The sequence below is a fragment of the Achromobacter kerstersii genome (genome assembly GCF_902859595.1).
GTDB lineage: Bacteria > Pseudomonadota > Gammaproteobacteria > Burkholderiales > Burkholderiaceae_B > Achromobacter > Achromobacter kerstersii.
The window spans coordinates 268,794-291,491 of the sequence record NZ_CADIJQ010000005.1; the positions used below are offsets into that span (position 1 = coordinate 268,794).

Sequence of the window (22,698 nt, forward strand, 5' to 3'; positions counted from 1 at the left end):
CTGAAAGGGCATGACCCCAGTAGGGGTTTCCTGGAAACGCAAAAGCCCGGGGACTGCAAACTGTGCTGTCCCCGGGCAGTTGACGCAGGTCTTACTTGACTTCGACCTTGGCGCCAGCTTCTTCCAGCTTCTTCTTGGCGGCTTCGGCGTCAGCCTTGGCCACAGCTTCCTTGACGGGCTTCGGAGCGCCGTCAACCAGGTCCTTGGCTTCCTTCAGACCCAGACCGGTCAGCTCGCGCACGGCCTTGATGACGCTAACCTTGTTCGCGCCGGCTTCCAGCAGGACGACGTTGAACTCGGTTTGCTCTTCAGCAGCGGCGGCAGCGCCACCAGCGGCGGGAGCAGCAACAGCGACAGCAGCGGCAGCAGCCGACACGCCGAACTTCTCTTCCATTTCCTTGATCAGCTCGGACAGCTCGAGCACGGTCATGCCAGCGATGGCGTCAAGGATTTCAGCTTTGTTAAGTGCCATTTTTCAGAACTCCAAATATTTTGGTAATGCCAGGGTTTGGGTGTCGCTTCGTCGTTCAGCGAATTCCGGACAAGCAGGGCGATTAGGCCGCTGCCTTTTGGTCGCGCACAGCCGCGAGGCCACGGGCGAACTTGGTCGGAACTTCGTTGAGCGTACGCACGAATTGCGCGATGGGGGCTTGCATGGTGCCAAGCAGTTTCGACAGCAACTCTTCGCGGGACGGCATGGTGGCCAAGGCCTTCACACCCTCTTCGGTCAGCAGGTTATTGGGCAATGCGCCCGCCTTGATGACCAGCTTGTCGTTGCTTTTCGCGAAACCTGCGATGACCTTGGCCGCCGAAACCGGATCAGTGCTGATGCCATAGATCAGCGGACCGGTCAGTTGCTCAGCCAACGGCTCGAAAGCCGTGCCGGCAACAGCACGACGGGCCAGCGAGTTCTTCAGAACACGCAGATACACGCCCGATTCACGCGCAGTTTTGCGCAGTACGGTGACAGAGGCGACGTCCAGACCACGGTACTCAGCGATAACAATCGATTGGGCCTTGGCGACTTCAGCCGAGACTTCCTCGATTACCACCGCTTTCTCTTGACGATTGAGACTCACGGTTTGAACACTCCATCAAAAGACGCCTGGGGCCTGAGCCTTGCGCGTCAACCGAATGCGGCGCCTGGTCGAGTTCTTCTTGTAAAGAAATCTTCCTGGGGACGCCGTCTACGCTGGATCCGAACTAGATGAGCTTCGGGATTAAGCAGGGCAGCGGGGATGCTGCTTTCTGTACAGAAGGGAGAACCCTTCCACTACCCTTGCTCCAGCGGTCTTTGACAGCAACATCCGGAGGAATCCGGATGCAGCCCAAAGTACGTTTACTGCTGTTGGCTTAGTTGGAAGCCGACAGCGAGGCAATTTCAACGCGAGCACCGCCGCCCATCGTGGACGAGACGGCCAGCTTGCGCAGGTAAATGCCCTTGGCAGCTGCGGGACGGGCCTTTTGCAGGGCGTCGACCAGAGCAGCCAGGTTGGATTGCAGCTGAGCCACGTCGAACGACGCGCGGCCGATCGTTGCGTGGATGATGCCAGCCTTGTCGGTACGGTACTGAACCTGACCGGCCTTAGCGTTCTTCACAGCGGTAGCGACGTCCGGGGTCACGGTGCCGACCTTCGGGTTCGGCATCAGGCCACGGGGACCCAGGATTTGACCCAGGGCACCCACGACACGCATCGTGTCGGGCGAAGCGATGACCACGTCAAAGTCCATTTGACCGGCCTTGATCTGGTCAGCCAGGTCGTCCAGGCCAACGATGTCGGCGCCAGCAGCCTTGGCAGCTTCAGCCTTTTCGCCTTGGGCGAACACGGCCACGCGGACCGACTTGCCGGTGCCGGCGGGCAGAACGACCGAACCGCGAACCAGTTGGTCCGACTTCTTCGGGTCGATGCCGAGCTGCACAGCAACGTCGATCGATTCGTTGAACTTGGCGACAGCCGTTTCCTTGACCAGGGTCAGGGCGTCAGCGACCGGGTACAGCTTCGTACGGTCGATCTTTTGTGCAATAGCGGCGGCGCGCTTGGACAGTTTTGCCATGATTAGATCCCCTCAACCGTGATGCCCATGCTGCGGGCGCTGCCAGCGATCGTGCGCACAGCGGCGTCCAGATCAGCGGCGGTCAGATCGGGGCCCTTGGCCTTCGCGATTTCTTCAGCTTGAGCGCGCGTCAGCGTACCGACCTTGTCGGTATGCGGCTTGGGCGAACCCTTTTGCACGCCAGCAGCCTTCTTGATGAGGACCGTCGCGGGCGGGGTCTTCATGATGAAGGTGAAGCTCTTGTCCGCGAAAGCGGTGATCACCACCGGAATCGGCAGACCAGGCTCCATGCCTTGGGTCTTGGCGTTGAACGCCTTGCAGAATTCCATGATGTTCAGGCCACGTTGACCCAGTGCCGGGCCAATCGGGGGGGAGGGGTTAGCCTTACCAGCCGGTACTTGCAGCTTGATAAAGCCGACGATTTTCTTCGCCATGCTTTGCTCCTTGCGGGTTATAACGCCCCGGCCTTACTGGCCTGGGCTCCCCGGGGTTGAAATCAGGTCTTTTCGACCTGGCTGAAATCGAGTTCGACGGGTGTGGCGCGACCAAAAATGGTGACCGACACGCGCACCTTGCTCTTTTCGTAATTGACTTCTTCGACGTTGCCGTTGAAGTCTGCAAACGGACCTTCCTTGACCCGAACCATCTCGCCCACTTCGAACAGAATCTTGGGGCGGGGTTTCTCGACACCCTCTTCCATCTGGGAGAGGATCTTCTCGACTTCCTTCTCGGAAATCGGGGTCGGACGGTTACCCGAGCCACCCAAAAAGCCGGTGACGCGGTTCGTATTTTTGACCAAATGCCACGTTTCGTCGGTCAGGTCCATTTCAACCAGGACATAACCGGGGAAAATGCGGCGTTCGGTGATCGACTTCTGTCCACCCTTGACCTCGACGACTTCTTCGGAGGGCACAAGGATTCGGCCAAAAGAGGTTTGCAAGGCCGCGCGCTCGATGCGCTCGACTAGGGCCTTGTGAACGCTCTTTTCCATGCCGGAGTACACATGGACGACATACCAACGCTTACTCATTCGCCGTCCTTATTTCCAGCCCAACAACAGGCCGTAAAGAATCCATTCGATGCCCTTGTCGAGCACCCACATGAAAATGCCCATGACAGCCACGAACGCAAAAACGATACCCGTCATCTGGGTCGTTTCCTTGCGGGTGGGCCATGCGACACGCTTGACTTCGTTGTAGGACTCGCTGGCAAAGCTCAAGGTGCGGCGGCCGGGTTCGCTGAACCAGGCAATGACGGCTGCGATGACGAGGCCACCGACAAACACGCCGATACGAGCAGGCATCGGCTGTGCGCTAAGCACGGAAAACCCGACGATGCCAGCAATAACGACGAGAACCGCCAGCCCGAGCTTGAGCCGGTCGGCGGTACTGGTTACGGTTTCTACGCTGGTATTAGACATATTGCGACGCGAGCCGCCGTGAATGCGTAACTCGCGATGATCTCCCGCGGGTTTATCCTGGCGGTGGCAGGGGCAGTAGGAATCGAACCTACAACCTTCGGTTTTGGAGACCGACGCTCTGCCAATTGAGCTATGCCCCTAAAACACTACTGGCTTGCACTACATTCACTGGCTTTCCGGGCCTTCACATGATCAGCTTCTAGCGCTGTTCACTGCGAAAGGTTACGGAGCCAAACATCATACCACTTTTACGGCAAAAATGGGTAGAGGGACTTTTCGTCCTCTCTACCCACTTGGGTATTGCTTACTTCAGGATCTTGGCGACGACGCCGGCGCCGACGGTACGACCGCCTTCACGAATGGCGAAACGCAGACCTTCTTCCATGGCGATCGGAGCCAACAGCTTGACCGTCATGGCCACGTTGTCGCCCGGCAGAACCATTTCCTTGTCGGCCGGCAGCTCGATCGTGCCCGTCACGTCCGTCGTGCGGAAGTAGAACTGGGGACGATAGCCTTGGAAGAACGGAGTGTGACGGCCGCCTTCTTCCTTGGACAGGATGTACACCTCGGACGTGAAGTCCGTGTGCGGCGTGATCGAGCCCGGCTTGGCCAGAACTTGGCCGCGCTGGACGTCTTCACGCTTGGTGCCGCGCAGCAGAATGCCCACGTTGTCGCCAGCTTGACCTTGGTCCAGCAGCTTGCGGAACATTTCAACGCCGGTGCAAGTCGTCTTGACCGTCGGCACCAGGCCCACGATTTCGATTTCTTCGCCGACCTTCACGATGCCGCGTTCGATACGGCCGGTAACCACCGTGCCGCGACCCGAGATCGAGAACACGTCTTCAACCGGCATCAGGAACGCGCCGTCCACAGCGCGCTCAGGCGTCGGGATGTACGAATCCAGCGCATCGGCCAAAGCCATGATGGCTTGCTCGCCCAGTTCGCCCTTGTCGCCTTCCAGCGCCAGCTTGGCCGAACCCTTGACGATCGGGGTGTCATCACCCGGGAAGTCGTACTTCGACAGAAGTTCGCGAACTTCCATTTCCACCAGCTCGAGCAGCTCGGCGTCGTCAACCATGTCAGCCTTGTTCAGGAAGACGATGATGTACGGCACGCCAACTTGGCGGCTCAGCAGGATGTGTTCACGCGTTTGCGGCATCGGGCCGTCAGCGGCCGACACAACCAGAATAGCGCCGTCCATTTGAGCGGCGCCCGTGATCATGTTCTTCACATAGTCAGCGTGGCCCGGGCAGTCAACGTGCGCGTAGTGACGCGCTTGCGTTTCGTACTCGACGTGGGCGGTGTTGATCGTGATGCCGCGAGCCTTTTCTTCAGGAGTCGCATCGATCTGGTCGTAGCCCTTGGCTTCGCCACCGAACTTGTTCGACAGAACGGTCGTGATAGCTGCCGTCAACGTCGTTTTGCCGTGGTCAACGTGACCAATCGTACCCACGTTCACGTGCGGCTTGGTACGTTCAAACTTGCCTTTTGCCATGGCTGACTCCTGACCTGGATTGCGCTTCAGACTGAAGAAAAGAACTTGGAAATTTGTGGTGCCCATGGCGCGGATCGAACGCGCGACCTCTCCCTTACCAAGGGAGTGCTCTACCACTGAGCCACATGGGCATTTAAAAATCTTGGAGCGGGTGAAGGGAATCGAACCCTCGTCGTAAGCTTGGAAGGCTTCTGCTCTACCATTGAGCTACACCCGCGGCATACCCATCACCTTCTCTCATCCCAGACTCTTCAAAATCAAGGCCTGGGGAACCTTACAGCCTTTTTTGCAAAGGCCGCCCAGTTCCCTAGGCCTAATTTTAAAATCCAGGCAGACATCGCCTGGATATAGAGTTGGGTCTCTGGTGGAGGAGATTGGATTCGAACCAATGTAGGCGCAAGGCCAACAGATTTACAGTCTGCCCCCTTTAACCACTCGGGCACCCCTCCAGCGGAGAACTTGAGATTATGAACACTTTCGAATCCGGTGTCAAACCCTTCGGATGAAAATATTCAAAACTTTTGTTCAACCACTCGCGTTTCCGCGCAGAGGGGCCGAATCTTACAGGTTTCCGCGAATTGATGCACGCAAAAGCTGCGAATAGTCGTCGGCCGTGAAAATAATGGGGTTGGTTCCGCCTGACGGATCTTCACTGGCCATGCGCCCTACCCGCTCGGCCTGGCCCTCGTCGATGCCGATCTCGGCAAGGGTATGAGGGATGCCCACCGTCTCGCGCAGGCGCAGCACCCAATCCAGCACGGCCCCCGGCCCCGTCGCCGGCAGATCCAGGTACCGCGCCAGCGCTTCCAGCCGCGGCGCGACCGCATGCTGGTTGGCTTTCAACACATAGGGCATGAGGATCGCGTTCAACATGCCGTGATGCGCGTCGTACAGCGCGCCCAGCGGATGCGCCAGCGCGTGCATGGCGCCCAAGCCGCGTTGAAATGCCGTGGCGCCCATGCAGGACGCAACCAGCATCTGCTGCCTGGCCTGCAAATCCGCGCCATCAGCCACCGCTTGCGGCAGGTATTCCTTGATCATCCGCATGGCTTCAATGGCGATGCCGGCCGCCATCGGATGAAAGAACGGCGAACAGTACGCCTCCAGATTGTGGGACAGCGCATCCATGCCGGTTGCGGCGGTGATCTTGGGCGGCAGGCCCACCGTAAGTTCCGGATCAAGAATCACAATTGCGGGCAGCATGCGCGCGTGGAAAATGATGCGCTTGACCTCGGCGGCCTCGTCCGTGATGACCGACGCCCGCCCCACTTCCGACCCCGTACCCGCCGTGGTCGGCACCGCCACGACCGGCGCCATGCCGGCCACATTCACGCGCTGATAGTTGTCGCCAATGTCTTCGAAGTCCCATAAGGGACGCTTTTGTCCCACCATCAATGCAATCGCCTTGGCCGCATCCAGCGCCGACCCGCCCCCAAATGCAATGACGCCATCGTGCCGGCCCTGTTGATAAGCCGCCACACCGTCCTCCACGTTGCGTCCGGTGGGGTTGCCCTTGACCTCGTGGAACAGCCCGCATTCCAGCCCGGATTGGCGGCAAGCACGCACGGTGTCGCCCACCATCGGCAAAGCGGCCAAGCCTGGGTCCGTGACAAGCAGCGGCCGCTGCATGCCTAGCTCGCGGCACCAATCAGGCAGTTCTTTAACGCGGCCGGGGCCGGCCTTGATGGCAGTGGGATAGTTCCAATTGACGCTGGGCACAGTCATGATTCGATTCCTGAATGCGTCGTGTCAGACGCTGCGCAGATGGAAGGATTTCGCTTGCGTAAGTTGCTCGTAGCCGACGACGGACAGAGACACGCCCCGCCCCGTGTTCTTCACGCCAGTCCAGGCCAGCGCCGGGTCCAGGTAATCGCAGCGATTCATGAAGAAGGTGCCGGTCTGCACTTGGCGGCCTAGCGCCAGCGCGGCGCTTTCGTCCTGCGTGAACACCGCCGCCGTCAAACCATAGGGACTGTCGTTCATCAACGCCACGGCTTCATCATCGGTCTCTACCGGCATGATGCCAACCACCGGACCAAAGCACTCATCACTCATGATGCGCATGCGATGGTTTACTCGCGTAAGCAAAGCGGGTGCAACGTAAGGCGAGCTTTCACTCGCATTCTTGAAATGTGAGGGATCAATCAGGTTTTGGGCGCCGGCCGAAACGGCTTCGGCAATAACCTCGCGAATCTCAGCCGCCGCGCGGGCGCGAACCACCGGCCCCAAGGTCGTATCGGCATGCAGCGGATTGCCCAGCACGTAATCGTTCGTCAACGCCACGGCGCGTTCAACAAACTCGTCAAACACCGGCCGCGCGACGTAAATGCGCTGAATACCGCAGCAAGACTGGCCCGAGTTGAAAAATGCGCCATCCACCAAGGTCTCGACGGCGTGTTCCAGTTTGGCGTCCGCCCGCACATACGCCGGATCGTTGCCGCCCAGCTCGAGTCCCACGCCGATAAATCGCCCCGCCGCGCTTTCTTCGATGATGCGGCCGCCGCGCACGGAACCCGTGAAGGACACGTAGCCGATCTCGGGTGCGCGGATCAGGCGCTGCACCGTGTCGTGATTCGCATGCAGGTACTGGAACACGCCCTTGGGCGCGCCAGCGTCTCTAAACGCCCGTTCGATCAGCTCGGCGCATAACGGCGTCTGATCCGAGTGCTTCAGGATTACGGTGTTGCCGGCCATCAGAGCCGGCACGATGCTGTTCACCGCCGTCAGCAAGGGATAGTTCCACGGCGCGATCGTCAGCGCCACGCCGATCGGTTCGCGGCTGATGAAACGGGTAAAGCCGGCTTGTTCAGGCACACGAATGGGGGCCAGGGCCTCCTCGGCAATCGCGATCATGTGGCGCGCGCGCGATTCGAAGCCGCTGACCTCGCCCGGCGTATAGCGCAACGGCCTGCCCATCTGGATGGTGATGGCCCGCGCAATGTCATCGCGTGCGGCCACAAAGCGGTCGACCGCCGCCGACACGATGCGCCCCCGTTCCGCAATGCCCAACGCCTGCCACGCGGGCTGCGCAGCCTTAGCCTGCGCCAGCGCCTGCGCAATCTGCGCTTCACTGGCATAGGCTCGCCGAACAACCTCGCGCCCGTCGATGGGACTGATGGTGATGAGTTCCTGGGTCATATCGGCCCTATGCAAACAGGTGGACGGGGATCAGATGATTTCGAAATAGCGCGCCAGCTCCCAGTCGGTCACGTGGCGGCGGAACTGGCGTTCTTCCCATTCACGGGTCGCAACATAGTGCTCGACGAACGGCGCGCCAAACAGATGATTTGCGGCTTCGGACTCGCGCAAGCGCTGCGCAGCCTCCCACAACGTCGTGGGCAAACGCAGATGGGCGGGAAACTGCTGTGTGTATGCGTTGCCTTGCACCATGGGTTCGGGTTTCAGGCCTTGTTCGATGCCATACAGTCCCGAGGCCAACGCGGCGGACAGCGCCAAATAGGGGTTGGCGTCCGCCGAGCCGATGCGCACTTCGACGCGCTGGGATTTGTCGCTGCCTGGAATCAGCCGCAACGCAGTGGTGCGGTTCTCCATGCCCCAGGTCGCGTCCAGCGGCGCCCAGTAGCCAGGCACCAGGCGCGAATAGCTGTTGATCGTCTGCGCATACAGCGCCATGAACTCCGGCAGATAGCGCTGCACGCCCGCCATGAACGAGACCTGCGCCGCGCTCATCCCATGCGGTTGGGATTCGTCATAGAACGCCGAGCGTCCGCTCTTCTTGTCACGCAGCGAAAGATGGATGTGGCCGCTTTGCCCGGGATGGTCGTGCGACCACTTGGCCATGAACGTCGCCATCAAGCCGTTTTGCTGCGCCAGTGCTTTGGTAAAGGTCTTGAACAGAAAGGCCTTGTCGGCAGCATCCGCCGCCTGATCCACGGCGAGGGCCGCTTCCAGCACGCCCGGGCCGGTCTCGGTGTGCAGCCCTTCGATGGGCATATCCATGCGTTCGCACATATCCAGCAGCTTGCGGTAGAAGTCCCCTTCGACCGTGCTGCGCAACATGGAATAGCCGAAATTGCCGGGCGTCCAGTTTTCCATGTTGCGGTAGTGCTTGGCGCGCACCGAGTGGGGCGTTTCGCGGAACATGAAGAACTCGTATTCCAGCGCGGCATAGACGTCAAAACCCATACCTGCCGCGCGATCCAGCGTGCGATGCAGCAGCCGGCGGGGGCAGATGTTGCCCGCATCGCCTTCGAACTCGGCCAGGAACAGCAGCATGTCTTCGCCGCCCGGGCCTTGCTCAAGCGGCAACCGGCGTGCGCTTTGCGGCACGATGCGCAGCTTCGCATCGGGATAGGCGGTGTGCCATCCGGTGTATTTGGTGTTGTCGTAGAGCTGGTCATCGAGATCCCAGCCAAACACCACATCGCAGAACGCCAGGCCAGAACGCAACGCGCCCAGAAACTTGTCGCGCCGCAAATACTTGCCCAGCATGACGCCGTCGACGTCGGACAGGCCCACCTTGATATGCGAGAGCGGGCTGGTTTGCACCAGCCGCTCCGCGTCTTCCACCGTTGCTACCCCAAGTGCATGCATGCTTGTTCACCTTGTGGCTGAAGCGTTGCGTTGAACTGCGGGCGGGCGGCGCGGCGTTCAGGTCATGGCCGCCCCCAGCACCCGCATCGCCTGGCGATGCAGCTGCGGCGTGGCGGCCGCGACGACGCGGCCCTGCGATTCGAGGCTGAGCGGCTGCCCCGACCAATCGGTAATGACGCCGCCCGCGCCTTCAATCACGGGCATCAGCGCCAGATAGTCATACGGTTGCAAGCCGGCTTCGACCACCAGGTCGACATGGCCGCTGGCCAGCAAACCATAGCTGTAGCAGTCGCCCCCGTAGCGGCGCATGCGCGCGGCGCCGGTCAGGGCGTCAAACGCCGCCAGTTCGGCGCCTTCGAAGATATCGGGCGAGGTGGCGTACAGGATGGCGTTGCGCAATTCGGTGCAGCCACTGACCTGACAGGTCTCGCCGTTCAGACGGGCGGGCGAATCGGACGCGCCGATCCAGCGTTCTTCCAGCATGGGGATGTCGATCAGGCCCAACACCGGGCGGCCGCGATGCAGCAGCGCCAGCAGCGTGCCCCACAACGGGTTGCCCGAAATGAAGGCACGGGTCCCGTCGATGGGGTCGAGCGACCACACAAAATCGGCTTCGGCATGCTGGGCGCCGAACTCTTCACCGAAGATGCCATGTTGGGGATAGTGCTGCGCGATGGCCTCGCGCAAGGCGGACTCGACTTCGCGGTCAGCTTGCGTGACCGGGCTTTCGTCGGCTTTGGTGTCGATAGACAGCGGGTGGCGGAACCACTTGCGGGACAACGGCCGAACCTGATCCGCGAGGGTTTGCGCGAACGAGGAATATTCGGCCAATTGCTGCGCCGACAGGGCGGCGGACGTTTGCATCAGTGAGCTCCCAGGGGGTTTTTCCAGTCTAGACACGTTGCCCCAAATTTGCAAATATACCTAAAACTGCAACTTCACCGTTGTCATATGAAGTCGCCGTACGCATTCGCAGCTCGCCACCGTTGCCGTGTATTCCCTACCGGAGTTCCATCATGCAATGTATGAAGAAGCTTAGCGTTGTGGTTGCAGTAATTTCCCTAAGTTGTGCACAGGCGGTCCACGCCGGCGCCATCACCGTCTACACCGCGCTGGAAGAAGACGAGATTGCCGCCTACCTGAAGGCGGCCAACGCGGCCATGCCGGACGTGAAGGTCAACGTGCTGCGCTTGTCCACCGGCGACCTGGGCGCGCGCCTGATCGCCGAGGCGGCCAACCCCCAGCAGGATCTGATCTGGGGCTTTGCCGTCAGCAACATGCTGGACCCGCGCTTGCAGAATCTGCTGGAGCCCTACGCGGCCAAGGGCATCGACGCCCTGCCCGCCCAGTACAAAGGCGCAGACAACAAGTGGTTCGCCGCGACCGGCTACGTCGCCGCATTCTGTGTGAACACTGATCGGCTGAAATCCAAGAACCTGCCGATGCCGACGTCTTGGGAGGATCTGGCCAAGCCGGTCTACAAGGGCGAAATCGTTATCCCCAGCCCCGCTGCGTCCGGCACTGGCTACTTGCAGATCGTCGCCCTGTTGCAAGGACTGGGCCAGGAGAAAGGCTGGGCATTGTTGAAGGACCTGGACAAGAACGTGGCGCAATACACGCCATCCGGGTCCCGCCCCTGCAAGATGGCGCGCGCCGGTGAATATGCCATCGGCGTGTCGTTCGCCTTCCCCGCCATGCAATCCATCGACGAGGGCTACCCCGTCAAGATGGTGATTCCCAAACAGTGGGTCGGATACGAGCTTGAGGCATCCGGGCTGATGAAGGCGGCGAAGAATCCCGCCGACGCCAAGCGCTTCCTGGACTGGACGTTATCGCCGCAAGCTGGCGCCCTGTACAGCCAGTACAAGGAGCTCGTCACCCTGCCCGGCGCCGCCCCCAACAAAGCGGCCGAGGCCGCGGGCTTGCCAAAAGATCTGACGACGGTGCTGTATCCGGTGAACTTCCAGACGTCTGCCGCCGAGCGCGACGCCACCATCAAGACCTGGCAAAACACCATCAAGCGCTGACGCCTGCGCGGCGGGCGCCGCCCGCCGCCATCCGCCCGGGAGACCTCATGTATCTGGAATTGCGCGGGATACGGAAAACCTTCGACGCGTCCGTGGCGCTGGAAGATATCGACCTGTCCGTTGGCGAGCACGAATTCGTCTGCCTGCTGGGGCCTAGCGGTTGCGGCAAGACGACCTTGCTGCGCATCGTGGCCGGGCTGCTTCCCTTTGACAGCGGCGCCATCACGCTGGGCGGACGCGACCTAAGCGGGCTGCCTGCCCGCAAGCGCGGCTTTGGCATCGTGTTCCAGTCGTACTCGCTATTTCCCAACATGACGGTGGCCGAAAACGTGGGCTACGGGCTGCGCATCCGAGGCGAGCCGCGCGACCGCATCGCGGCGCGTGTGGACGAATTGCTGACGCTCATCAAGCTGCCCGACTATGCGGCGCGTTATCCACACCAGTTGTCGGGCGGCCAGCAGCAGCGTGTGGCACTGGCGCGCGCGCTGGCAGTGGACCCGGCGCTGATCTTGTTGGACGAACCGCTGTCGGCGCTGGACGCCCGCGTGCGTACGGACATGCGCGCGGAAATACACGAGGTGCAACGCCGCCTGAAAATTCCCACAATCATGGTGACGCATGACCAGGAGGAAGCCCTGACGCTTGCCGACAAGATTGTCTGCATGAACGATGGGCGCATCGAGCAGGTGGGGTCGCCGTCCGATCTGTATCTGCGGCCCCGCACCCGTTTCGTGGCCAACTTCGTGGGGCTGAGCAATCTGCTGCCCACCGACTGGGTGCGCGACGCCATGCCGCAACTGCTGGCAACGCGGCCCGACGGCGCCAGCGAACGCTACGAGGCCTGCCTGCGGCCCGAGAACCTGCGCATCGCCGCCGATGCGCACGGCCCCGGACGCGTACAGGACATGACGTTCATGGGCAATCTGACCCGCTTGCGCGTCGCCTGGCTGGGCCGTGAGCTGGTGGTGGAACAACATGGCGCGGCCGGCCTGTCGCGCGGCGCAGCCGTGCGGCTGGACATGGAGCCCGGCCACTGCGCCTGGGTGGCGGTATGACTTCGCCAAGCGGAATGTCCGCATGAGCACGCTACAAGCCGGCGCCGCCATCGCCACGCCCGCCGGACGCGCGCCCTGGTCCGCCGACCGGCTGTTGCTATGGACCTGCGTCGCCATTCCGCTAGCCGGGCTGGCGCTCTTCTTCCTGTATCCGCTGGCCACCGTCGCGTGGCGCAGCCTGGTCGAAAAAGACGGCTCAATCGGCCTGGGCAACTACGCCGAGGTCTTCGCGACCCGCGGCATCCTGACCGCCACGGTGAATAGCCTTGTGATGAGCGCGGCGACGACGCTTATCAGCATCACCGCGGGCTTCGCCATCGCGTATGGGCTGGACCGCAGCTGCATGCGCGGCAAGGGCATCGTGCGGCTTGCGCTCGTGTTGCCATTACTGGCGCCGTCGCTCGTACAAGGGCTGGGCCTGATCTTCATCCTGGGGCGAAATGGGCTGGTGCACCGGTGGACCGGCTGGGAAATCGATATCTACGGGTTCTGGGGCCTGCTGATATCTAACGTGTTCTATGCCCTGCCCCAAGCCGTGCTGATCCTGCAGGCGGCGCTGCGCAACATGGACGCCCGCTACTACGATGCGGCCGAAGTCATGGGCGCATCCAGCACGCGCCAATTCTTCGACATTACCTTGCCCAACTGCAAGTTCGGCTTGCTGAGCGCAGGCTTCGTGGTGTTCGTCATCACCATCACCGACTTCGGCAACGCCGCGGTGATCGGCGGCAACTACCGGGTTCTTGCCACCGAGATCTACAGCCAGGTATCGGGGCAAATGAATTTCGGCATGGGCTCGGTAGTGGGCATCTTGCTGTTGCTGCCTTCGCTGATTTCAGTGCAGATCGAACGCGTGGCGTCGCAGCGCCAATTCGGCTCGGCGTCGCCCAGCGGCATACGGGTGGCGCCGCAACCGGCACGCGCGCGAGACCTGGCGTTTGGCATCGGCGTGCTGCTGGCTTGCAGCACGATCATCCTGACAGTGGCCACCGTTGTCTTCGCCAGCTTCATGCGGCTATGGCCGTACCGGATGGAGTGGACGCTCAAGCACTACGACATCACCGTCAGCGGCGGCTATGCGCCGTTGTGGACGTCGCTGTATCTCTCGCTGGCGGCCGCAGGCGGCGGCGTGCTGCTGTTGTTCTTCTTGAGCTTCGGCGTCTGCCGCATTGGCCGCGGCTGGGCGAAGGTGATCTATCTGCTGTCGGTGTTGCCGGTGGGGGTGCCGGGCCTGGTGCTGGGGCTGTCGTACATCTTCGCGTTCAACGCGCCTGGCACGCCGCTGTATGCACTGTATGGCAGCGCGGCGCTGATAGCGCTATGCAACTTCTACCACTATCACACGCAAGGATTCCTGACGATGATGACGGGCATGCGCGCCGTGCCGCAAGCTCTGGAGGAAGCGGTCAGCTGCCTGGGCGGCGGCACCATGCAAGTGCTGCGCGACGCCGTGCTGCCGCTTATCGCCCCCACGGTATTGGGCGTGTTCTTCTTCCTGTTCATGCGGTCGATGGTGACGCTGTCGGCGGTGATTTTCCTGGTGACCCCATCGGTCAGCGTGGCGCCCGTATCGGTGCTGCGGCTGGACGAAGCTGGATTCGTTTCGCAGGCGGCGGCGTATTCCACGCTTATCATGCTGGTCGTTGGAGGTTCTCTGCTGGCCATGCGCGCGTTGATCGCCGGCGCGGCGCGGCGGCGGAGATAGATTAGGAAGCATCGGATATGTGGCAAGAAGAGCGGTATCAAAGAATCCGCGCCCTGCTGTCTTCATTGCAGCAGGTGTCGACGGACCGCATCGTCGGCGAGCTCGGCGTGTCGCGCGAAACCGTCAGGCGTGATCTGCTCGAATTGGAAGCCATGGGCGAATTGCGCCGCGTGCATGGCGGCGCGGTGCCGGTGCACAGCGAGCCGCCCATCGCAGAACGCGTACACACGCGCGTCAAATACAAGCGCGCCATTGCCCGAGCGGCGGCGGGGCTGGTGGCAAGCGGCCAGACCTTGTTCCTGGATGCGGGCAGCACAACCAGCGTGCTGGCCGATGAATTGGCGAAGTTGTCGGGGCTCACCATCATCACCAATTCGTTCGATGTAGCGTTGAAGGTGGGCGCGGCGGGCAACGGCGCGAATCAGCTGTTGATGCTGGGCGGGTCGGTCGGCGGGCCGGTATGCGCCACTGCGGGCGACATCACCATTGCCGAAATCCACCGCTACCGCGCTGACTTCGCGTTGCTGTCGCCCGTGGGCGTGGATGCTGAATGCGGCGCCACCAACTATGACTTGCGCGAAGCCGAGGTGGCCCGCGCGATGACGGCTAACGCCAAGCAACTGGTCCTGCTGGCTGACTTCAGCAAGATCGGCCTGTGCAGCCGCGTGTCATTCTGCGGCGCTGACCGCATTGATCATCTGGTGACGAACACCAGTGCACAGAAATCGGCGGCCTACACGGCGCTGGAGTCAGCGGTGGGCAACGTGCTGGCGGTGTAAGCCCGTTGCCCTGCGCCCAATTTGACCTTGGCCTTGGCCTTGGCCTTGACCGTGAGCTTGGCCTTGGCCTCGGCCTTCTCGGTCGCGGTCGCATTAGTCCAGCGATACCCCTGCCGTCTTCACCATGTCGGCCCAGTACACCGTGTCTTCCTGCAAGCGCGTCTTGAACGCATCCGGCTGGCTGCCCACCGGCCAGCTGCCGCCGCTGTTGATCTTGGCGATCACGTTGGGCGACTTCATGGCTTGCCCGACCGCTTGCGCCAGGTAGGCGACACGCTCGGGCGGCGTGCCGGCAGGGGCAAACAGGCCATACCAATCATCGGCGGTGATGCCGTCCAGACCGCTTTGCTTCAACGTCGGCGCCCCCTTGAAAATGCCGATGCTGTTCTCGTGGCTCAAGGCCAGGATGCGCAGCTTGCCTGCGGCCACCATGGGTTCGGCCGACGCGGGTGACGTGATCAGCATATCGACGGTACCGCCCATCAAATCGGTGATGGCGGGCGCCGCGCCGCGATACGGCACGTGCACCAGATTCACACCCGCTTTTTTCGAGACCAGCGCGCCCATCAGATGGCTCATCGTGCCGTTGCCGGGCGTCGCATACGTGATGATGCCCGGCTGCTTGCGCGCGGCGTCCAGATAGTCGGCCAAGGTCTTGTAAGGGCTTTCGGTGCGCGCCACCAACACGAGCGGCGCAGACGTGATCTGCGAGATCGGCGTGAAGTCCTTCACCGGATCAAAGCCCACGTTCTTGTACAAACGCGGGTTGACGGCCATGACGCTCGTCTGCGACATCACCAGCGTGTAGCCATCGGGCTTGGCGCGCGACACTTGCGCCGTGCCGACGTTGCCGCCCGCGCCAGAGCGGTTTTCCACCACAACGCTCTGGCCCGTAATGGCGCCCAGCTCCTGCGCAATCAGCCGCGCCACGTTGTCATTGCCGCCGCCGGGCGGGAATGGCGAAACGACGGTGATGGCCTGCTTGGGATAGTCGGCGGGCGCTTTGAGCGAAGGCGTTTGCGCTTGGACGCCTGCCCCCCACGTCAAGCCGGCAATGGCCAACGCGGCCGCGCCGCAAGTGTGCAATGCATGGTGCTTCATCTGGATTTCCCCTTGTGTCTGCGGCCGGATACTCGGCCGTCCCTGCATTCCGGTTCGCCATGAACCGTCCGCACCCCGCCGGCACCTGCCGCCGGGGCGTATTGATTGCGTTGATGCATTGGGTATGCCGCGCGGCCTCTGCGGGCCGTTGCGGCATGCGCCCTATCGGACGCGGCGTGAATGGGCGGCGTCAGCGCGCCGGAAAGCGATAGCCCGCCAATTCACGTTCATCGATCTGCTTGACCAGGTTGGTCTCCCACGCCAGATACTGGCGCGCCGCGGCTTTGTTGCCATCGTGACGATCGTGCACGAAGAACAGGTAGTCGATGCATTCATCGTCGGCCGGCACGGCGGGCGTGGCCGCTTGCGCAATGCCCGCTGCCTGCCAGCTGGCCGGCGTGCCGGTGTTCACCTTGATGTCTTGCACGCCCAACGCGCGCAAATCTTCAGCGGCCCACGCCGCCACCGCAACGTCTTCGGCCAGCAGCACGACAGCGCGCGCAGGGTCCAGCGCCAGCCGATGCAGACGCGGCCGAATTGACCACTGCGCACCCGCGATGTGGCCTGCGCGATAACGCATGCCGGGTCGAACATCGACGGCTTGCGCGCCTTGCGCCAAGGCGCTGGCCAGGCCGGAATCGGACAGCATGGAAACGACGGGTGTTTGCACCTCGGGCGCCTGATGCGTCAAGGCGGCGTTGATGCCTTCTTGCAGCACGCAGGCGTCCCAGCCCATCTGCCGCAACCAGCTGGCCACGACCGGCGCGCGCACGCCTTCGGCGTCGAACACCACGATGCGCGCACCGCGCACGGCCAAGTACTGGTCGGTGGCCTGCACCAGCTGCCCACCCGGCGTATGCTGCGCCCCCGGCAACGAGCCTTCTGCAAATTCTTCCGCGCTGCGCACATCGCACAGGAAGGTGCTGCGCGTTGAATCGTGCAGCCATTCCTGCACCGTAGCGGCGCTGACGAATGGCACGCCATGGCGTTCGGCCAGCTGCGCCGAGCGGCCGGCCAACGCGGGCAGGTCTTCGGCCGCGACGCCATCGTCATAACGGCGGCGCGCACCATGTTCCAGTTGCAGGTCTTCCAGATACCAGCCCTGCGTGCCGTTCTCCAGCGCGTAGACGGGGTTGGGCACACCCAGATTGATCAGCGTCTGAGCACCGATGATGCTGCGCGTGCGGCCGGCGCAGTTGATCACGATGGTGGTCTCGGGGCGCTTGGCCAGCGTATGCGCGCGCAGCGCGAGTTCGCCGTTCGGGCAGCAGATGCCGCCAGGAATGCTCATCTTCTGGTATTCAGCGTAAGGCCGGCCATCCAGCACGATCAGGTCATCGCCGCGTTGCTGGCGTTCGGCCAATTCACGCGCACCAATACGGGGGGTGTGGAAAACTTCTTCGGCCAATTCGCCGAAGGTTTTGCTGGGCACATTCACACCAGCGAAGGCGGCGTAGCCATCTTGCTGCCATTGCGCGATGCCGCCGGCCAGGCGATGCACCTGTCCATAGCCCAGCTTGACCAGCGCCCGGGCGGCACGAGCCGCGGTGTCGTCATCACCGCCGTTGTCGTACACCACCACGCGCACGTCGCGCCGCGGAGCCAATCGCACGATGTCGATTTCAAGCCGGCTGTACGGCACGGGCGCGGCGTAGAACAGATGCGATTCGCCGTACTGGCCGTGTTCGCGCACATCCAGCAAGGCGATCTCGTGGCCGTCGTGCAACCACTGCTTCAGCGTGTGGGCATCGATGTCTGCAAAGGAAGAAGCGGAGGTCGGGTGCATCATGAGATTCGAAGGGAACGAGAGGATTGGGTCATGGCGGACAGGCCTTGTTCAAGGTCGCCGATCAGGTCTTCGGGCGCTTCCAGGCCGATATGCAGGCGCAGCATGGCGCCGCGAGGGGTCGCGTCAGGCAACGCGCGCGAGGCCAGTTGCACGGGGATCACCAGGCTTTCAAAGCCGCCCCACGAGGCGCCGATACCAAACAAACGCAGGCTGTCGATCAGCCGCTCGGCGTCTGTCGCGGTGAAGCCGTCGTTCAGTTCGACGGTCAGCAGGCCATTGGCGCCGGAGCAATCGCGCTGCCAGATGGCGTGCGACGGATCGCCGGGCAAGGCGGGGCACAGCACGCGGGCCACTTCAGGGCGTTCCAACAGGAACTGCGCGACCTGCATTGCGTTCTTGGCGTGTTGCGCCATGCGCAGCGGTAGCGAACGCATGCCGCGCAGCACCAGAAACGCATCGTCGGCGCCGACGGTCTGGCCGAAGTCGATGCTGGCGCGTTCCAGCGGACGCCAGGCGCGTGCGTTGACCACCACGGCGCCCATCATCACATCGGCATGTCCGCCCAGATATTTGGTGGCCGCCAAGATGGAAATATCGGCACCCAGCGTGAGAGGTTTGTATATCAAACCCGACGCCCACGTGTTATCCACAGCCAGCCAGCAACCGTGTTTTTTGGCAGCTGTGGATAAGTCGCACAGGTCCGGAAATTCGTACGTCAGCGAGCCGGGGGCTTCGGCGTAGATCATCTTGGTGTTCGGCCGGATCAGCGCTTCGATGCCCACGCCATCCGGCCGGTAGAACGTGTGCTCAATGCCCAGACGCGTCAGATGTTCGGCGCAGAAGCGGCGCACCGGCTCATACACGGCGTCGGTGATCAGCACGTGATCGCCCGCGCGCAGATAGGCCAGCAACACGGTGGCGATCGCCGCCTGCCCCGTGGGATACAGCGCCGCACGAAAGCCCTGCTCCAGCTCCACCAGCGCGTCTTCCAGCGCATGCGTGCTGTCAGTGCCGCGCGCGCCATAGGACGGCAGGCGCTCTTCTTCGCGGCGTGCGCGCGTATCGCGCCAGGCTTCGACGCTATCGAAGACGTAGGTGCTGGCGCGCGTCACCGGCGTGTTGACCCATCCTTGATGGGGACGCCCGGCGCGCAGCAATCGCGTAGTGGACTGGTAGGGCTTGCTCATGATCAGCGGCGCGTCTTCACGCCGATCGGCATGACTTTGCAGGTGCCGGCGTCCAGGTCGAAGCCCAGGCGTTCGTTCAGCGTTTCCAGGGCGCGGCCGTACATATGCAGGTGGCGGATGACGCTGTCGCCCTGGATTTCAACGGCGTGGATGTCGTCGGGCATCAAGGCGATGCCGGCGCCCGGGCCCACGACGACGGTGCCCGTCTTCGCAAGCTTGCCCACGCCTGGCACCGAGCCATCATCCAGGCGGTCGTACACGTAGTTGTATTCCACGCCTTCCACGGCAGCGATACAGGCCCAGGTGGTGTGGTTGTGCGGCACGATCTTGTTGCCGGGGCGCATGACGTTCAGGTACAGCGCGTAGCTCTTGTCGGGGTCTTCCGCGATCAGGTAGCGCGCCTGGCGCTCACCGTCTTCCGGCGGGGCGTAGCGGTCGCCCGTCCACCAGTCCGTGTGCGCAGCCAAGCCCACCAGCTCTTGCAGAACGTCATTCAGGCTGTCGCGGTTCAGCCCCTTATTTCCTACAGTTTTTTTAATATTTCCGATGGCGCTATCGATGCCGGCCTGATGAGGATGTGCAGTGCTCACTTTGGTTTTCCCTCTTGTCTCATGAGTTATTGCACTTAATGTATCGCTCGGACCCTGCGCCAACAATTTAAATTGCCTTAACATCCCATTAGCATTGCTAATACTTTTAGGGCATGACATGCGCAATCTGGATCTGGACCTGCTTCGCACGCTAACGGCCATCGCCCAGCACGAGACGTTCTCGGAGGCCGCCAATCGGCTGCATAAAACGCAGTCGGCGATTACGCAGCAGATGCAGCGGCTGGAATCCACCATCGGCCTGCCACTGTTCGAAAAGCAGGGGCGCAACAAGGTGCTGTCATCGCATGGACGCCGGCTGGTGGAATATGCGCGCCACATGCTCGCCATCAACGATGAAGCGTTGCGCGCCTTGCAGGACGGTCCGCTGGAAGGGGATTTGCGGCTGGGTGCGCCGTTGGACGTGGCGGACACCATCTTGCCCACGCTGCTGACGCACATCGCTCGGTCAGCGCCACGTGTGAAGCTCGAGATTCGCGTGGATCGCAGCCCCTTCCTGATGGATGCCCTGCGTGCGGGCGAAATCGACCTCACCATCTCCACCCGTTTTGATCAGGACTTCGAAGGCGTGGCGCTACGCACGTCACCCACGGTGTGGCTGGCGTCTGCCGACTATGTACATGACGTGCACGCGCCCGTGCCGCTGGTGCTGGCCGATGAGCCCAGCATCTTTCGCCGGCTGGCCTTGAATGCGCTGGAGCAGGCGCGGGTGCGCTGGCACACCAACTATGTGGCGCCGAACCTGGTGGGGATCAAAGCGGCGTTGCGCGCCGGTCTGGGCGTGACGGCCCGCAGCGTGGAACTACTGGGGCCCGAGATGCGCGTGCTGGGAGAAAAGGAAGGGCTGCCGCCCTTGCCGGACGTCACCTACTTCCTGTGGATAAGACGTGATCTGATCAATCCGCTGACGCGGCAGGTCTATGACATGCTGCGGACCAACCTGGGGCTGGCGCAACAAGGCGACGCTCAGTAGCGGTCGAACACCGCTTGCATGGCGGCGGTGTCGCGCGTGACGGACAGGGCCAGCATCAGCAGGATGCGCGCCTTTTGCGGATTCAGGTCACGCGCCGCGATAAAGCCCAGGCTGCCGTCGTCCAGCTCAACATCGCGCGCCACGAAGCCGCTGCCGGTGCGGCTGGACCGCACCACGGCCACGCCGCGATCTGCCGCACGGCTCAATGCGTCAATGGCCAGATCGGTGGCGTTGCCATCGCCCACGCCGGCCAGCACGATGCCATCCACGCTATCGGTCAGGAATTCGATCAAATCGGCTTGCAGGTTGGCATGGGCGTAGACGATGTCTACGCGCGGCCAGCCCGCCCTTTCCAGCAATGCGAGTGAAAACTCGCTTTGTGTCGTGTGCGTAGTGGTGTTGCGCGAATAGAAGCACGGCGCGCCGCCATGCATGCCGCCTGCGCGGCCACGATTGGGCGACGCAAACGCGCACAGGCCTGCGCTGGCGATCTTCTGGATTTCGCGGGCGTAGTGCACGTCTTCATTCATGACGACAAGCGGCCCACGGCCGCGCGCGTCGGGGTGGCGGGCAAGCGCCACCGCGTTATACAAGTTGGCCGGGCCTTCCGCGCCCAACGCCGTGGCGGGACGCATGGCGCCCACCAGCACAACAGGCTTGTCATGCTGGATAACCAGGCTCAGGAAGTACGCGGTTTCTTCAAGCGTATCGGTGCCGTGCGTGATGACGATGCCGGCCACCGAAGCGTCCTGGCACAGGGTGTTCACGCGTTCGGCCAGCGCACGCCACACGGCGTGCGTCATGTTCTGGCTGCCCACATTCGCGACCTGTTCAGCGCGAATCTCGGCAATGCCGGACAACTGCGGCACAGCGGCCAGCAAGTCGTTCACCGAGAACGATCCTGCCTTGTAGCCGGCAGACGTGGCGTCGGCCTGGGCGCCCGCAATGGTGCCGCCCGTGGCCAGCACGGCAATCACCGGCAAGGCCTGCTCAAGCATCCACGACTCCGGACAAACCTTGGCGTTCCAGCAGCGAGTTCAGGTGTTCCCAGCCATGGAAGTCGATGACGATCTGCCCTTTCTCTTTAGCGCCCACCTTCAGGGCAACACGCGTGCCCAGGTGATCGGACAAGGCTTCTTCCAGACGCGTCAGATCACGCGATACGCCATTGGTCTTTTTGCGCGGGGATGCCGCGGACTCCGTGTCCTTGGCGGTCTTCGCAACCAGCTTTTCCGCTTCCCGCACCGACAGACGGCGCGCGATGATCTGGTTGGCCAGCTGGATCTGCGTGGCCGCGTCCACGGCCAACAGCGCGCGGGCATGGCCCATGTCGACGTCGCCCGCCAGCAGCATCGTTTGCACGGGCGCGGCCAGGTTCAACAGACGCAACAGATTGCTAGTGGCAGAACGCGAACGGCCGATCGCTTGCGCGGCCTGCTCGTGTGTCAGGCCGAATTCGTCCAGCAGGCGGCGCACGCCGTGCGCCTCTTCCAGCGGATTCAGATCTTCGCGCTGGATGTTTTCAATCAGCGCCATGACGGCCGCGTTCTCGTCGGCCACTTCACGCACAAGCACCGGCACTTCCTTCAAGCCGGCAATCTGCGCGGCGCGGTAGCGGCGTTCGCCTGCGATGATCTCGTAATGGCCGGGCGCGGTCTCGCCCAGTGCGCGCACAAGAATGGGTTGCATGATGCCTTGTGTGCGGATCGATTCGGCCAGCTCACCCAGGGCGCCCTCGTCCATGCGCGTGCGCGGCTGATACTTGCCGGCGCGCATCTTCGAGATGGGCAAGGTGGATGGCGGACCCTCGGGCTTGGCCGCGACGGCCTTGCCGATGTTGTCGATCGCAGGCGCGTCCGCGCCAAGCAAGGCGTCCAGTCCGCGACCCAATCCCTTGGGTTTCTTGGTGGCCATAGTTAAATCCTCTTTCCTTCTGTTTTTGTATCCCGA

Annotated in this window: 22 protein-coding genes and 4 tRNA genes; 5 read left to right on the forward strand and 21 right to left on the reverse strand. The window is 62.5% G+C overall.

Annotated features, from left to right (window positions below; translation table 11 throughout):
* Positions 1-91 precede the first annotated feature (91 nt).
* The 15 genes from rplL to hisN all read right to left on the reverse strand — a co-directional run bounded on the left by rplL (position 92) and on the right by hisN (position 10,388).
* Positions 92-472 carry a 50S ribosomal protein L7/L12 gene (rplL, locus tag HV765_RS17035; RefSeq protein ID WP_006216571.1) on the reverse strand — a complete coding sequence of 127 codons (381 nt, stop codon included), beginning with the start codon at positions 470-472 and terminating at the stop codon, positions 92-94.
* 82 nt (positions 473-554) lie between these two features.
* Positions 555-1,079 (reverse strand): 50S ribosomal protein L10, encoded by a 525-nt coding sequence (rplJ, locus tag HV765_RS17040; protein ID WP_054428141.1) that lies wholly within the window; start codon positions 1,077-1,079, stop codon positions 555-557.
* Between the two features lie 274 nt (positions 1,080-1,353).
* Positions 1,354-2,055: a 50S ribosomal protein L1 gene (gene rplA, locus HV765_RS17045; RefSeq protein ID WP_054428142.1), complete on the reverse strand. Its 702-nt coding sequence runs from the start codon at positions 2,053-2,055 to the stop codon at positions 1,354-1,356.
* A 2-nt stretch (positions 2,056-2,057) separates the two neighbouring features.
* Positions 2,058-2,489 carry a 50S ribosomal protein L11 gene (gene rplK, locus HV765_RS17050; protein WP_046806050.1) on the reverse strand — a complete coding sequence of 144 codons (432 nt, stop codon included), beginning with the start codon at positions 2,487-2,489 and terminating at the stop codon, positions 2,058-2,060.
* A gap of 62 nt (positions 2,490-2,551) precedes the next feature.
* Complete coding sequence (gene nusG / locus HV765_RS17055) at positions 2,552-3,085, reverse strand: transcription termination/antitermination protein NusG (protein WP_006216576.1); 534 nt, start codon at positions 3,083-3,085, stop codon at positions 2,552-2,554.
* A gap of 9 nt (positions 3,086-3,094) precedes the next feature.
* Complete coding sequence (secE, locus tag HV765_RS17060) at positions 3,095-3,475, reverse strand: preprotein translocase subunit SecE (RefSeq protein ID WP_054428143.1); 381 nt, start codon at positions 3,473-3,475, stop codon at positions 3,095-3,097.
* Between the two features lie 64 nt (positions 3,476-3,539).
* A tRNA-Trp gene (locus HV765_RS17065) sits at positions 3,540-3,615 on the reverse strand.
* Between the two features lie 164 nt (positions 3,616-3,779).
* The gene (gene tuf / locus HV765_RS17070; RefSeq protein ID WP_054420859.1) at positions 3,780-4,970 is read right to left on the reverse strand and encodes an elongation factor Tu; all 1,191 of its coding nucleotides are present in this window, start codon (positions 4,968-4,970) and stop codon (positions 3,780-3,782) included.
* 56 nt (positions 4,971-5,026) lie between these two features.
* Positions 5,027-5,101 (reverse strand) — tRNA-Thr (locus HV765_RS17075).
* A gap of 12 nt (positions 5,102-5,113) precedes the next feature.
* A tRNA-Gly gene (locus HV765_RS17080) sits at positions 5,114-5,187 on the reverse strand.
* 145 nt (positions 5,188-5,332) lie between these two features.
* Positions 5,333-5,419, reverse strand: a tRNA-Tyr gene (locus HV765_RS17085).
* A gap of 112 nt (positions 5,420-5,531) precedes the next feature.
* On the reverse strand, positions 5,532-6,695 hold the full coding sequence (locus tag HV765_RS17090) for an iron-containing alcohol dehydrogenase (RefSeq protein WP_175170420.1): 1,164 nt from the start codon (positions 6,693-6,695) through the stop codon (positions 5,532-5,534).
* Between the two features lie 24 nt (positions 6,696-6,719).
* Positions 6,720-8,108: an aldehyde dehydrogenase family protein gene (locus HV765_RS17095; RefSeq protein ID WP_175170421.1), complete on the reverse strand. Its 1,389-nt coding sequence runs from the start codon at positions 8,106-8,108 to the stop codon at positions 6,720-6,722.
* A 30-nt stretch (positions 8,109-8,138) separates the two neighbouring features.
* Positions 8,139-9,524 carry a glutamine synthetase family protein gene (locus HV765_RS17100; RefSeq protein ID WP_054420862.1) on the reverse strand — a complete coding sequence of 462 codons (1,386 nt, stop codon included), beginning with the start codon at positions 9,522-9,524 and terminating at the stop codon, positions 8,139-8,141.
* 57 nt (positions 9,525-9,581) lie between these two features.
* Positions 9,582-10,388: a histidinol-phosphatase gene (gene hisN / locus HV765_RS17105; protein ID WP_054420863.1), complete on the reverse strand. Its 807-nt coding sequence runs from the start codon at positions 10,386-10,388 to the stop codon at positions 9,582-9,584.
* Positions 10,389-10,540: 152 nt separating this feature from the next.
* On the opposite strand from hisN, the gene HV765_RS17110 reads away from it, so the two are divergent.
* Genes HV765_RS17110 through HV765_RS17125 form a run of 4 tightly spaced genes read left to right on the forward strand, consistent with a single transcriptional unit; the run spans position 10,541 to position 15,090 of the window.
* Positions 10,541-11,551: an ABC transporter substrate-binding protein gene (locus HV765_RS17110; RefSeq protein WP_054420864.1), complete on the forward strand. Its 1,011-nt coding sequence runs from the start codon at positions 10,541-10,543 to the stop codon at positions 11,549-11,551.
* A 47-nt stretch (positions 11,552-11,598) separates the two neighbouring features.
* The gene (locus tag HV765_RS17115) at positions 11,599-12,606 is read left to right on the forward strand and encodes an ABC transporter ATP-binding protein (protein WP_175170422.1); all 1,008 of its coding nucleotides are present in this window, start codon (positions 11,599-11,601) and stop codon (positions 12,604-12,606) included.
* A gap of 22 nt (positions 12,607-12,628) precedes the next feature.
* Entirely contained in the window at positions 12,629-14,311 is a 1,683-nt protein-coding gene (locus HV765_RS17120) for an ABC transporter permease subunit (RefSeq protein WP_054420866.1), read from the forward strand.
* 17 nt (positions 14,312-14,328) lie between these two features.
* Positions 14,329-15,090: a DeoR/GlpR family DNA-binding transcription regulator gene (locus HV765_RS17125; RefSeq protein WP_054420867.1), complete on the forward strand. Its 762-nt coding sequence runs from the start codon at positions 14,329-14,331 to the stop codon at positions 15,088-15,090.
* Between the two features lie 93 nt (positions 15,091-15,183).
* Here HV765_RS17125 and HV765_RS17130 read toward each other — a convergent pair whose 3' ends face one another.
* The 4 genes from HV765_RS17130 to HV765_RS17145 all read right to left on the reverse strand — a co-directional run bounded on the left by HV765_RS17130 (position 15,184) and on the right by HV765_RS17145 (position 19,757).
* A complete protein-coding gene (locus tag HV765_RS17130; RefSeq protein WP_175170423.1) occupies positions 15,184-16,191 on the reverse strand; it encodes a Bug family tripartite tricarboxylate transporter substrate binding protein in 1,008 nt (335 codons plus the stop codon).
* A gap of 190 nt (positions 16,192-16,381) precedes the next feature.
* Positions 16,382-17,980, reverse strand: coding sequence for a rhodanese-like domain-containing protein (locus tag HV765_RS17135; protein ID WP_175170424.1), 1,599 nt, complete (start codon positions 17,978-17,980; stop codon positions 16,382-16,384).
* A complete protein-coding gene (gene metC / locus HV765_RS17140) occupies positions 17,977-19,167 on the reverse strand; it encodes a cystathionine beta-lyase (RefSeq protein WP_175170425.1) in 1,191 nt (396 codons plus the stop codon). Before metC ends, HV765_RS17135 begins: the two co-directional genes overlap by 4 nt.
* A 2-nt stretch (positions 19,168-19,169) precedes the next feature.
* Positions 19,170-19,757, reverse strand: a complete 588-nt coding sequence (locus HV765_RS17145) for a cysteine dioxygenase family protein (RefSeq protein ID WP_054420871.1) — start codon at positions 19,755-19,757, stop codon at positions 19,170-19,172.
* 118 nt (positions 19,758-19,875) lie between these two features.
* Between HV765_RS17145 and HV765_RS17150 the strand changes: the two genes are divergently transcribed.
* Positions 19,876-20,748: a LysR substrate-binding domain-containing protein gene (locus HV765_RS17150; protein ID WP_054420872.1), complete on the forward strand. Its 873-nt coding sequence runs from the start codon at positions 19,876-19,878 to the stop codon at positions 20,746-20,748.
* Here HV765_RS17150 and HV765_RS17155 read toward each other — a convergent pair.
* A complete protein-coding gene (locus tag HV765_RS17155; RefSeq protein WP_175170426.1) occupies positions 20,742-21,746 on the reverse strand; it encodes an asparaginase in 1,005 nt (334 codons plus the stop codon). The genes HV765_RS17150 and HV765_RS17155 overlap by 7 nt on opposite strands.
* Positions 21,739-22,662, reverse strand: coding sequence for a ParB/RepB/Spo0J family partition protein (locus HV765_RS17160; RefSeq protein WP_054420874.1), 924 nt, complete (start codon positions 22,660-22,662; stop codon positions 21,739-21,741). Before HV765_RS17160 ends, HV765_RS17155 begins: the two co-directional genes overlap by 8 nt.
* Positions 22,663-22,698: the final 36 nt, after the last annotated feature.